This is a genomic window from Vibrio sonorensis (assembly GCF_001854765.1).
GTDB lineage: Bacteria > Pseudomonadota > Gammaproteobacteria > Enterobacterales > Vibrionaceae > Vibrio > Vibrio sonorensis.
Genome location: NZ_LJJE01000025.1, coordinates 1 through 12,330 on the forward strand (window position 1 = coordinate 1; position 12,330 = coordinate 12,330).

Here is a 12,330-nt window from a genome sequence, read left to right on the forward strand (position 1 = left end):
CCTCAGTAGCTTACAAAGCGCAGCCTCATCAATACAGTTCCTCGACCACTGGATTTTTTTTCGTCGACATGGTTTCAATAATCAGTTGTCACCGTTCGAGTATGTAAACAATATGAAATCAAGTTAAAAAATGTCTACTGATTTGGTGGCTATCCAGTTTAATAGCATGTATTTAACCTTTCTCCTTAAATTTACTCCAGTGTGGGCTGCTGCTATCTTGTAGAACCTTCAGATATGAAAAAAGGCCTGATAAATCAGACCTTTTAGAATGTGGCGGTGAGTGAGAGATTCGAACTCTCGATACGTTGCCGTATACACACTTTCCAGGCGTGCTCCTTCAGCCACTCGGACAACTCACCGAATCAGATTGTGGTTAGCGTTGCTAACGAGGCGCTAATTTAATGATATTGGCCTTTTAGGTCAAGGATAAAATCAACAAAAGTAATGAATTACTGCTCGTTTGCTCACTAATTGGCTTATTTGCCGATGGCTTAACCAGTTTCGTATTACGCGCTGTAACCCGGCACTTTAAACCATCTGCGGCACATATCGAGGAAGTAACCGTAAAGCACGCCCATTCCACATGAGATCACTGCGTTACTGGCAACTGCTGTCATGATTTGCTCTGGTGTTGCGCCTACGGTAAACAGAATGCCTGCGTAAACTGGTGATTGGAACAGCACATAAGCAACTAAGTCTGCTAGGTTTTTCATAAAGCTACTTGAAGATAGCTTTGCCCCTTGGCGCAACACAAAGTCTCTAAACATGCCGTAAGGCCATGCGATGGCAATGTTTACTGGAATCGATAGCGTTCTTGAAGCGAGCGATTGTTCAAAGGTCATTCCCGAAATCAGAATTTCGATAATCATTCCTGTAATAAAACAGAAGACAACCATGGCAAAGGTATCTGCCGCAGCGTTTCGAATGCAGAATGGTCCTCTAGATTTCATTCCCTACCCCAAAATAATAAACCAGTAAACAAGCCAATATATAAAAGAATAAACCACTTATATTTTTACAAGCAGTCAATATCGCTATTAAAACAGGTTTTTTGCAGTTTTTGGTGTCGAATATCGAGAAGTTTGGTAAATAAATTACCAAAAATAACAATCAAACTAGATAAACTGACTAAAACCTACATTTTAGTCAGTTTATTCATTGTGAAGCACGGGGATTATGTAATTTATCTACAAAAATCTTTTAGGAGAACGGTGAGTATATCCAGCTCACCGATATCAGGTTGCACTCTTTGGGCAAGGTCGGTTTTTAACGTTTGGAAAATGGCCTTTAGATCTGGTCTTTCGTTAAGGGGCAGTTGGTGCATGATCTCATTAACAATTCCCTCTGCTTTTTGTAAGTCTTTTGATTCTATTGCTACGTACAGAGCAATCAGTTCTTGTTCTAGGTTGAAGTCGAACGATGAACCATGAGACATCTCTGGGTGATATTGATAAAGCTTGGCTGCATATTGGAACAGCGCATCATCGAGTTCGTTTTCATCGATGGGTTTGGCAATGATGTAATCCACCCCTGCACTTATCATTCGCTCACGGGTCTCTTTAAACACATCTGCCGTGCAGCCAAATATCAATACTCGGGCTTTCACACTTGGCAAGTTGCGCATCGCCAATGTGGCTTCCACGCCATCCATTACTGGCATGTGGTTGTCCATAAGGACTAAGTCGTAGTGTTCTTGCTGTATTTTGGCTAAGGCCAGTTCGCCATTTTCTACGCTGTCACAATGAAAGCCTTTGTTGTTCATAAAGGTCGACATAATAATGGCATTGGTTCGATTATCTTCGACAATAAGCACTTTTAACCCGTTAAAATTGAGCTTTTTACGCTCTTTCACCACCACTTCGCCGCCAGTTGAAATCTCCATCTCCACTTCTACGTCAAAGCTTGTACCAATGCCCAACTCACTGGTCACCTTAACGTCACCCTGCATGAGTTGGCTTATCTGTTTAACAATGGCTAAACCCAATCCGGTGCCGCCGTACTTACGTGTGGTAGACGATTCTGCCTGCTCAAACGGATTAAATATTTTACTTTGCTTTTCTTTGGCGATGCCGATGCCCGTATCTCTCACCTGTATAGAGAGCACGGTGCTCCCTTCTACTTGCCTCTCTCTAAAGTACACTTCCACATAACCGTGGGAGGTAAACTTCACTGCGTTGTTGAGCAAGTTAAATAGGATTTGTCGCAAGCGGGCTTTGTCTGAGTTGTACCAGCGATCGGCGGGGATTTCTGATATCACTTTAAACTGAAGTCCTTTCTCCACGCATAGTGTGTGATACACGCTGTTGACACTACCTATGATGGAATCAAGCGGAAACGGTGCTTTCTCTAGTTCTAGGTGGCCCTGCTCTATTTTTGAAAAGTCGAGGATCTCATTGAGCAGCGTCATCATATGATCGCCAGAGTCATACAGAGTTTTAAGGTGCTTGCGTTGTTCGTCATCAAGCTTGGATTTAAGCAGTATTTGCGCGGTGCCCAACACACCATTCATTGGCGTTCGTATTTCATGGGAAAGGGTTGCTAAAAACGCACTTTTTGCCTTAGTCGATGCCTGAGCTTTGACTTTCTCAGCCTCTAAATAGACGGTTTTTTGGTTAAACACGTCTATTAGATACCTAATCTCATCGTCGCTACTGTAGGAGATATCGATAATACCACCGGTTTTGGAATCCCCGACTTTCTCTGAGATAAGTACCACTGGATTGATCAAAAAGCGGTTAATCAAGAAGTAGCCAAACATAACAAAGGTCAGCATGATGGGGATAAGGCCGAGTTCAACCTTAGTGACTAAATCATACACTTGTTCTGCAACTAGGCGCTTCGCGTTAACCACGTCCACGCTCCAGTTAAAGTCACCAAAGGCATGCTGGCTTATATAGATGTTCTCAGACATCTGAAAATTGTGTTCGGTGATCACATCGCCATACCCGTCTCTTAGCACAACACCTAGCTCATACTGCTCTGCGTTTTTTGCTACAAACTTAATCAGGTTATCTAACGAGATATCAATGGTGGCCACACCTGCAAACGCTTCTTCAACGTAATAAGGAGACGAGGCGGTGATCATCTGAACATGGGTGAAAGGGTCGATATAAACACTAGACCAAACCACGGTGCCCTGAGGTTTATCAATGACATCGGTATACCACGACTCATTGTTATAGCCCCCCGATTCGGATTATCCCAAGAAAGGATGCGCTCCACTGTTCCATCACTGGTGCGATTGTAAAAAAGGCTGCTGTACGCGAGGGTTGATTTGATTGAATAGGGTACGGGCCACAAACCGCCACTCACCGCGACTCCATCTGAAACGGTAAACAGTGATTGTAACAGTTGTGCCTGTTCTTCTTGTCCCCGTCCCGTACTTCCAATACTGACAATGCTTTGCAGTACCCCAAGAGACGTTACCAGAGGTTCGTGAATTTGTTTGGAGATAAGCTCGGTTCGCAAATCAAGATTTTGCTTTAGCTGATCGCGTATCGGTGGCTCAACCACCAAATAGCTCACCATACCGATTATGGTAATGGCCGTGACCAGATAGACAGCTAGCGCTATAAAACTTTTCTTTTTTAATGAAGAACGCTTATCCATAACCTATTGAATTTTTTTCTTTTGCTACGAAGTATAGCGGATAAATTTTATTCTTAGTGTCTTTGACACTTAAATCTATTGAAATGACAGTTACATCACTTATTTCATTAATATTTAAGACAAGGATTCCGTAACCTCGCATTTTTACTGACAACGTACTCTTTTTACCTTCATAACCGTGGCCGCTCTGCTCTGTGTGTCGTGATATCTCTATCCATCACTTTTGCTTCCCTACCTCTGCTGTTACTATACGCCTTTATTCACGTGTAAAACGGTATCTACTTTGACTTTACAAGAGCTGCTTAGCCATCCCGATCTAAGCGATAAACTGATTAATCACGCCAAGACCCAAGGCTTTGTCACTGCAATGGCAGCGGCGCCAAACGAGCTTGATCCACACGAATGGTTGCCCTTCTTGTGGGGGGGAGAAGAGGTTGCTCCATTTTCCGACGGTGAACAGCTAGAAGTCTACATTGAACAAGTTATCGGCTTGTGGAATGAGTACCGTCCAGCTCTAATGGAAAACCGCTGGCAATGGCCACAAGAATGCCAGTTAGATGAAGAAGAAATCGTTAACGAGCACACTCGTGACTTCTGCGAAGGACTACTTCAAGGCTGGCAACTAGCAAGAGATGATTGGGAAACCTTAATGCCAGAGAACAGTGAAGACAACGCCCTACTCGGTGGTGTGCTGCTCTCTGTCAGTATGCTTTACGATCCAGAAACCTCAATTGCCACTCTCGCGGAACAAGGCATAGAAGGGCTGGAACAGTTTGAAGAGATTTTCAATGCCATTCCTATGATGCTATGTGGTCTAACGCTACGCGGATTGGCGTTAGCAGCACAGCAGTAAAGAACAACTGACTGGCTTAGCACTGCTAAGCCAGTTTCTCCCAATCAAACACGTCTATGCGCTCATCGGCGATATAGAAAATTTTATCACTCTCTTTGATAACTCGGTCCAGTTCAGGGTTAAGTTCTATCCCTTCTCCACTGTCCAAGGCAATAAGCGTGGCTTGATAGTGCTGTTTCATGGTACCAAACAGTTGCCCAACAGTGGTTTCTCCACCCTTTTTATCAAACACCACGGAATACTGCGTCATACCACGTGTGGATGCCAATAGCTCTTGGTGCAAAGCACTTGAACCTGGGTCAACCGCCGCCTTAGCCAGCATTTCGGCGCCGACCGCTGGTATACACTCTGCATTCGGACAGTGTTGACTCAGTAAGTTACTAAGCGCTTCATCTTTAAAGTACGCCAGTAGATGGGCCTTTGAATTGATGTTGTAACAGTAAAGTGCTGCGGACAAGGTGATGTCATCTTCTAAGTTATCCACTATGATACAACTTGCCTTAGCGACTTCGGCAACCGCCATTTCTTGGCTATCGGTGTAACTCGTTACCTTTACGAAACCAATTTCGCCCGGCATCGGGTTTTCGATATCCGAACGGCTACAAAGAACAATAGGACGCTTTCCCTCTTCTTCGTGTTGAAGCATTCGAATGAGATGCATGGTTCTCTGCCCATTCCAACCCAACAGTAAAATATGATTGTCCACTTTCACTCTCCGTTTTCCTAATACACCTGCACGCCAATATTCGATGGCTCCAGTAGCGATACGTCCTAAAATAGCAGCAAATAGACTCAATCCACCCGGTATCACTACTAAAACAACAATCCACTTACCAAACGCTGTTTCCGGTGACAAGTCACCATATCCAACCGTAGAAGCAGTAACCATCAAGTAGTATAAAAAGGTAGTAAAATCGGCAACTAAAGCGTGCTCATTCGCCGCTTGTAGTAACAGCCAACACGCTGCCACATAGCCAAAACACAACAGCACTAGGTTGCGATTATTTAGATGAAAAACATGGGAGGCAAACCACTTTCTAAAGGCAAGCCACAAACTCATAGTACAACTCCATTTGTGATACTGGGTTCACTATAGAACATAAAAAAAACCAGCTCTACGAGCCGGATTTTCTTGCAAACTTAACTGTGAGGGAAATCAAGCTATTTGATTTGAGTTCACAGCTCTATAGGAATGAAAACTCAACTAAAATAGTTAAGCGTTTCCTTTCACTTGCATATTGAGTTGCTCGGCGAAATCGAGCATGCGGTTAAGCGGGATCAGCGATTTTACTCGCAGCGCTTCATCGACGAATATTTCATGCTCTTCGCCGCCTTCGCTCAGTGCCTGCTCTATCGCTTGTAAGCCATTCATTGCCATCCAAGGGCAGTGAGCACAACTTCGGCACGTTGCACCGTTACCCGCCGTTGGCGCTTCGATCAATTCTTTTTCAGGAACTAGCTGCTGCATCTTAAAAAAGATGCCTTTATCGGTAGCGACAACCATTTTCTTTTGGGGAAGTTCTTTAGCCGCTTTAATAAGTTGACTGGTAGAACCCACTGCATCCGCAAGCTCAACAACACTTGCCGGCGATTCTGGGTGCACTAAGATAGCTGCGTCTGGGTAGACGTTTTTCATCTTGCGCAAAGCATCGGCAGAAAACTCATCGTGAACAATACATTCACCTTGCCAAAGCAGCATATCAGCACCAGTTTGATTGGCGATGTACGAACCTAAGTGTCGATCCGGCCCCCAAATAATAGGCTTGTCTTCCGCATCCAAATGTTCGACGATTTCCAATGCGATACTCGATGTTACCACCCAGTCAGCACGAGCTTTTACCGCAGCCGAGGTATTGGCATAAACCACGACCGTATGGTCTGGGTGAGCATCACAAAACTCGGTAAACTTATCAGCTGGGCAGCCTAAGTCTAAGGAGCATTCCGCTTCTAAAGTTGGCATCAAGATGCGCTTCTCTGGCGTGAGTATCTTGGCGGATTCACCCATAAAACGCACACCGCCAATAATTAGCGTCGTCGCTGGATGGCGATTACCAAATTTGGCCATTTCCAACGAATCACCGACAAATCCGCCGGTTTCTTCGGCAAGGGCCTGTATTTCTGGATCCGTGTAGTAATGGGCGATCAAAACCGCATCTTTCTCTTTCAATAACCTTTTTATATTGCTATATGCGCTTGTTTTTCTTGGTCAGAGAGAGGTGTCGGCTTTGGTGGGAAAGGATATACGGTTTCTATAGTGTCTAAAATGTGGCTCATTGCTCTTGCTCTACGCAACTTCCAAGTAATCCGCGTATTGTACACCTAAGGCGGTAATGTGATCAAAGTGTAAAGCCCCACCTCATAAGACTTTCTTACGTCGTCAGCTTATCGTGTAATTTATGAACGATACTCACACAGTTCTTACCGTTTCGCTTCGAGCGATACAAAGCACTATCTATCTGTTCAAACAGATCTTTTTTGGTCGTCACGGAAAAGTCAGAAGTACAGGCTAAGCCGATACTCAAAGTAATTTTCGCCGCCACATCAACTTCATTCTGGAAACCCTTTGTCAATCGTTGAGCGTACTTGTGCAACTGGCGTACGTTCATCCCAGGGCAAAGCATGATAAACTCGTCCCCACCCCATCGGCATACAAAGTCATCCTTTCGGGTGTGTTCACTAAGAAATCGCGCTGTTTTTTGCAAAACCGCATCCCCATAAGAGTGGCCGAATTCATCATTGATCGCTTTGAAGTCATCAATATCGATAAGGAGCAAAGAGAGCTCGGTGTTGGTTTGATTCGCTTTGCTGTACTCAATATCAAAGACTTTTTCAAAGTAGCGACGATTATACAGTTGGGTCAGGTGATCTTTTTCAGCGTGCAGCTTAAGTTGGTTAAAGTCTCGCATATCGCGAACGATGCAAACCGTGCGTTTCTGTCCTTTTATCACATCGGACGACAGCACAATATTGAGCGCCATCGATATGCCGTCTTTATCTACACCAATTAGGTTAGACTCGTTGCGCGCAAGCTTGTTCATCCGCAAAAAATCCACCACATGTGGCTCTTCAACCTCGTTTGTCCGCATCCACTCTTTGCAAACCAAATTTGAAAAATACAAGCCGCGAAACTGCTCTTTGGAATAACCAAAAAGCTGACTGGATTTACGGTTGGCTTTCAGCACTTTTCCATCATCATCAAGGTAAATAACCGCATCTGGCGTGATGTTGAGTAGACGAGCCATCTCGTACGAGACTTTGGTTAACTTTGTCAGTACTTCGACGATAAATGCGCTGACAAAAATAATGAGCGGTACAAGAACAATATTGAACGTCCATATGTTTCGACTCAGCTCCGTTAGCGTGTTTTCGGTATGTGCGGAAATATCTTCAATAGGCGGCAGCAGCTGCCTTTGAATACTGATCAATGCTAGTTCGGCTTGGGTGTCATCGACCTTAACGAGTCGGTCTAATTCATCGATAGAAAGCGTTGTTCTGTTGTTCTTAATAACGTCTAGGTTTTCTCGGTATTGATTAAGGGTGTCTCGTATCACTCGGATTTCGGCGTCAAAGGTCTGATTGACCGGAATAGATTGGAAGGTATCTATCGCTTCGTTCACTTTATCAAACGCTTGGTTTGCTTTTTGGTAGTACTTTTCGTCACCGCGCAGCACGTAGTTTTTGAAGTGATGTATAAAGCCCACATAACCAAATGAGCGTTCAATATTGGTGAGGCTTTGACCAGCATTAAAGTACTCCGGTGATTGTACGATCACCAGCTTTTCTAAAGCATTTACGTGGTTGTTCAACATAAACGCAATAGACAGTACCGCTACATTGAGTAGAAGAGCAACCAGTAGCACCAATTTGACGGTGTACCGATTGATTAACGATTTGACGATCACTATGAAACCTCAAGCCTAATACACTGACATTGTTTTTATTAAATTATTAAACAATACAAAGTGTAGAACTATTTTTTGGTTTGCACGCAGTAGATGCCGATTTTTTATCGTTTTTTGCTTGAACGTGAAGTAGGAAGAGAGGATTTAGCCAAGAAACAAGGACAAAAAAAGCGTAACTGCCCTCGTTCACCGAACAATCGGTTAGAGCGAAACTACGCTTTTTCTACGTGCTGACTATAGCTTAGACAATGCGTCTTGAGCTCGGCCTGCCAATGAAGTACCTGGGTACTCATCCACTACCTGTTGGTAGTATTTCTTCGCCGCTTGAGAGTTATTATTGCGCTGGGCAATATCGCCAAGTCTTAACAGGGCTTCAGAGCGCTTGTTAGAGTCTTGGTAGCTAACCACGGTAGCAAAGCTTTTTACCGACTCTTTGTCTTGCTTCGCTGCAAAGTAAAGCTGACCTAGCCAGTAATGAGAATTTGGTGTGAAGGTAGAATCCGGAAAGTCTTTCTGGAACTGCTTCATCGCGGTAATGGCGGTTGGGTAATCGCGCTTTTTCAGGATCAGATCAACAGCATCTTGGTACGCCTGCTGTTCATTTGGATTCGAACTGTATGTACCGGTGTTATCTTCCGGCTCGGCCTCTACCGGAGCGGGAACCACCGCTGTACTCACGTTAGTACGCAGCTTGTCGAGTTCAATAAACAGTTCTCGTTGACGCTGAACCAACTGATTCATGTCATAACTGTTTTTTTCCAGTTGACCACGGAGTTCACTGATTTCTTGCGCCATATCATCAATCTGCTGCTGCATTTGAATCTGGACGCGATTTCTGTTTTGTAGCAGACGTTCTAGACGCTGGATGTCCGTTTCATTGGCGGGAGCAACGGCTGAGTTGCTTGTACCATTGAGGTCAGATACTGGAGCTGGTGCAGCGAGCGCTGGGCTCGCTGCACTTGCCAGTAACATCAGCGTAACTGCTCGCTTTAAGTTACTGAGCATGGGTCACCTAAATTAGTAAACTAGGACCGCACGACGGTTCTTAGCGTACGCATCAGCAGTTTGACCTAGTAGCAGAGGTTTCTCTTCACCGAAGCTAACGATAGAGATTTGGTCTGCTTGTACACCTAGCGCTTGTAGGTACTTAGCAACAGCTTGAGCACGACGCTCGCCTAGTGCGATGTTGTACTCAGGAGTACCGCGCTCATCAGCATGACCTTCAACCGTTACTTTAACAGTAGCGTTGCTAGTTAGGTATGCAGCGTGAGCCGCTAGCATTTTTTCGTAGTCGCCTGCGATAGTCGCGTTGTCGAATGCGAAGTAGATAGTCTGAGTTTCACGTAGCGCTTGCTCTTTAAGCTCTTGCTCAGAAAGTTGACCGTCTTGACCGATAGGAGTCGCTACAGTGTTGCCGTTAGCTGACTGGTTAGTCTCTGCACCAGAGTTGCTAGCAGCATCGTCGCTAGAGCTACATGCTGTCATAGCCATAATTGGAAGTGCAATTAGAAGCCCTTTAAGAACTTTGTTCAGTTGCATTGTGTTTTATCCTTACTTATTGATACTTACATGCTACAAAAAAGGTGACCACGCAGGAGCGCGAACTCGCCCGTTCGTAGCCGGTAATCTAGCCTTAAATCGCCCGTCTATCGAAACCATCGACAGAACATTCGCTTTATTGTAAATCGAGCTATAAATGACCATTCCGCCGTTGGGCGCGATACTTGGCGATTCATCCAGCAGCGTTTTTGTCAAAATCTGCACCGCACCCGTTTCCAGATCTTGCTTCGCAAGATTGAATCCCGAGTTGCTACGATTCACCATCACCAGGAACCGACCATCCGGTGTGATTTGACCACCCAAATTCTGGCTGCCTTGCCACGTAATGCGGTTAGTCGACCCGTTAGCCAAATTTACTTGATAAATCTGAGGTTTGCCACCCCGATCAGACGTAAAAATGAGGGAATTCCCATCTGGATGCCAGAACGGTTCCGTATTATTTGATCTACCGCTCGTAATCTGAGTAATTTTTCGAGAGGTCAAATCCAATGTATAGACATGAAGCGACCCTGTTTTAGACAGGGTTAATGCCAACTTGCTTCCATCTGGAGAGAATCTTGGCGCACCATTGTGACGAGGGAATGACGTTAATTTTTCTTGTTTACCCGTATAGATATCCATTAGGTAGATTTCAGCCTGACCATTTTGGAAACTTACATAGGCCAATTTGCGACCATCTGGTGACCAGGTTGGTGACATCAAAGGCTCTTTAGAGCCAAGCACTAATTTTTCGCCATATCCATCGTAATCAGCAACGCGAAGTTGATACGGGAACTTATGGCCGTCATTGACAACGACATAAGCAATGCGCGTTTCAAACGCCCCTTTCTCACCTGTTAGCTTTTCATACACGATGTTGGCAATACGGTGTGCGCGGCGACGCAACTGCGGTCCAGTGTTTGACGCTTTCTGGTTCAAAAGAATATGGTCGTTAGAGACAACGAGTTCACCGTCTGGGCCTAAAGCTTTACTTTCGCCTTTGGTCAGTTGACCGCGAACCACATCAACCAATTGATAATGGATGTTGTAGTTGCCATCAGCACCTTGGGTAATGGTACCTGTCAAAAGCGCGTCTACACCAATCGCAGTCCAAGCATTAAAGTCTACCTGCGCCTCGCTATAAGGCGTTTGCGGCATTCGGTTCACGGGAATAGGGTTAAATTTACCACTGCGCTGTAAATCAGAAGCAATAATGGCGGAGATGTCATGGGGAAGAGGTTTGCTCCCTTCCCACTTAAAAGGCACGATAGCAATCGGTCTTGCCGAATCTATGCCGTCGGTGATCACCAGCTCCAAGGCTGCATTAGCAAGTTGGAAGCTACTAGAGATAACCAGTAAACATCCGAGTATTAATCGCTTTAACACAAGCTATTCCTTTTATTCCGGTCGAACTGTCAAGTTGATAGTTTTCAACTCTTGAACAATCTTTGGGTCTTCTGGCAATGGAAACGTCCCAACTTTGGCGACTGCGCGTTTAGTCGCAGAACAAAGCGTGTTATCACCATCTAAAACGCTAAGATTGCCTACTATCGCCCCACTCCCTGTTGGAATGAGACGAAGGTTTACCCTACACAACTTTCCCCGATAGCTGTCCTCCAAAAGCAAGTTCTGTTGGATCAGTTGGGTGTAAATTGCTCCATACCTATCTCTTTCACTCGCAACAAACCGCGCACGAGCCTGAGAATTCTGCGCCGCTTCGCTTTCTAAATTAGCGAAGATATCGTTTAACGCCGCTTCTTGTTCTTTGCGTTCTCGCTCTAACTGCTGTAAGCGCTCTTTCTCTTTGCGCGCTTTCTCTGCCGCCTCTTTCGCGGCCTTCTCTTTTTCTATACGTTCACGTTCCGCTTTTGCAGCTGCCTCTTTTTCGCGTTTGGCTTTTTGCTCGGCTTCTTTTGCTGCTGTTTCGCGTTCAATGCGCTCTTTTTCGGCTTTGGCTATTGCGGCTTCTTTGGCTTTGCGCTCTTTCTCTAGTTTGGCCGCTCGCTCTTTTTCTTTGCGAGCTTTTGCCTCTTCGGCCTTGCGTTCTTTTTCTTTTTGAGCGCGTTTTCTTTCCGCCTCACGAGCGGCTTTGGCTTCTTTTGCCTGCTGTTCTTTCAGCTTGCGAATGCGCTCTTCTTCTGCCTTGCGGTTTTTCTCAAGCTGTTCACTTTCGCGTCTCAGCTTGTCTAAACGGTCTTGTTCTTTCTTCGCTGCACTTTCGCGCTCTTTGCGGATCTGCTGAGCCTGCTTTTGCACCAGCGCCGGATCTATCACTACCGCTTGAACCAGTGCGCCCGTCGGCTCTGGCTCAGACATAGTAAAATCTGTACCCCAAATCAAAGCGACAGCCAAGGCAGCATGCAGGCCCACGGAAATCGCTATGGGCTTTTTATAGTCACTGTGTTTGGTCTTTTTATCGTTCATATC

General features: G+C 45.2%; 8 protein-coding genes, 1 tRNA gene and 2 pseudogenes. 1 reads left to right on the top strand and 10 read right to left on the bottom strand.

Annotated elements, in window-relative coordinates; genetic code table 11:
- Positions 1-271: 271 nt before the first annotated feature.
- The 3 genes and pseudogenes from BLO31_RS04700 to BLO31_RS04710 all read right to left on the bottom strand — a co-directional run bounded on the left by BLO31_RS04700 (position 272) and on the right by BLO31_RS04710 (position 3,609).
- Positions 272-359, bottom strand: a tRNA-Ser gene (locus tag BLO31_RS04700).
- Positions 360-506: 147 nt separating this feature from the next.
- Entirely contained in the window at positions 507-950 is a 444-nt protein-coding gene (locus BLO31_RS04705) for an L-alanine exporter AlaE (RefSeq protein ID WP_070963119.1), read from the bottom strand.
- Between the two features lie 233 nt (positions 951-1,183).
- A pseudogene (locus BLO31_RS04710) lies at positions 1,184-3,609 on the bottom strand (hybrid sensor histidine kinase/response regulator).
- A 283-nt stretch (positions 3,610-3,892) separates the two neighbouring features.
- Here BLO31_RS04710 and BLO31_RS04715 point away from each other — a divergent pair.
- Entirely contained in the window at positions 3,893-4,462 is a 570-nt protein-coding gene (locus BLO31_RS04715) for a UPF0149 family protein (protein WP_070963120.1), read from the top strand.
- A 25-nt stretch (positions 4,463-4,487) separates the two neighbouring features.
- Here the strand turns inward: BLO31_RS04715 and BLO31_RS04720 are convergent, their stop codons facing one another.
- From BLO31_RS04720 to tolA, 7 genes and pseudogenes are all read right to left on the bottom strand, one after another.
- On the bottom strand, positions 4,488-5,522 hold the full coding sequence (locus tag BLO31_RS04720) for a potassium channel family protein (protein ID WP_070963121.1): 1,035 nt from the start codon (positions 5,520-5,522) through the stop codon (positions 4,488-4,490).
- A 153-nt stretch (positions 5,523-5,675) separates the two neighbouring features.
- A pseudogene (gene nadA, locus BLO31_RS04725) lies at positions 5,676-6,736 on the bottom strand (quinolinate synthase NadA).
- Between the two features lie 95 nt (positions 6,737-6,831).
- Positions 6,832-8,364: a sensor domain-containing diguanylate cyclase gene (locus tag BLO31_RS04730; RefSeq protein WP_070963122.1), complete on the bottom strand. Its 1,533-nt coding sequence runs from the start codon at positions 8,362-8,364 to the stop codon at positions 6,832-6,834.
- Between the two features lie 234 nt (positions 8,365-8,598).
- Positions 8,599-9,369, bottom strand: coding sequence for a tol-pal system protein YbgF (gene ybgF / locus BLO31_RS04735; RefSeq protein ID WP_070963123.1), 771 nt, complete (start codon positions 9,367-9,369; stop codon positions 8,599-8,601).
- A gap of 12 nt (positions 9,370-9,381) precedes the next feature.
- Complete coding sequence (pal, locus tag BLO31_RS04740) at positions 9,382-9,903, bottom strand: peptidoglycan-associated lipoprotein Pal (protein WP_070963124.1); 522 nt, start codon at positions 9,901-9,903, stop codon at positions 9,382-9,384.
- 33 nt (positions 9,904-9,936) lie between these two features.
- Positions 9,937-11,289, bottom strand: a complete 1,353-nt coding sequence (tolB, locus tag BLO31_RS04745) for a Tol-Pal system beta propeller repeat protein TolB (protein WP_070963125.1) — start codon at positions 11,287-11,289, stop codon at positions 9,937-9,939.
- Between the two features lie 12 nt (positions 11,290-11,301).
- On the bottom strand, positions 11,302-12,327 hold the full coding sequence (gene tolA, locus BLO31_RS04750; protein ID WP_070963126.1) for a cell envelope integrity protein TolA: 1,026 nt from the start codon (positions 12,325-12,327) through the stop codon (positions 11,302-11,304).
- Between the last annotated feature and the right edge of the window lie 3 nt (positions 12,328-12,330).

Bases quoted from the DNA above. Each gene is read 5' to 3' on its own strand.
- BLO31_RS04705 (WP_070963119.1), bottom strand. From the start codon at position 950: ATGAAATCTAGAGGACCATTCTGCATTCGAAACGCTGCGGCAGATACC.
- BLO31_RS04720 (WP_070963121.1), bottom strand. From the start codon at position 5,522: ATGAGTTTGTGGCTTGCCTTTAGAAAGTGGTTTGCCTCCCATGTTTTT.
- ybgF (WP_070963123.1), bottom strand. From the start codon at position 9,369: ATGCTCAGTAACTTAAAGCGAGCAGTTACGCTGATGTTACTGGCAAGT.
- pal (WP_070963124.1), bottom strand. From the start codon at position 9,903: ATGCAACTGAACAAAGTTCTTAAAGGGCTTCTAATTGCACTTCCAATT.
- tolA (WP_070963126.1), bottom strand. From the start codon at position 12,327: ATGAACGATAAAAAGACCAAACACAGTGACTATAAAAAGCCCATAGCG.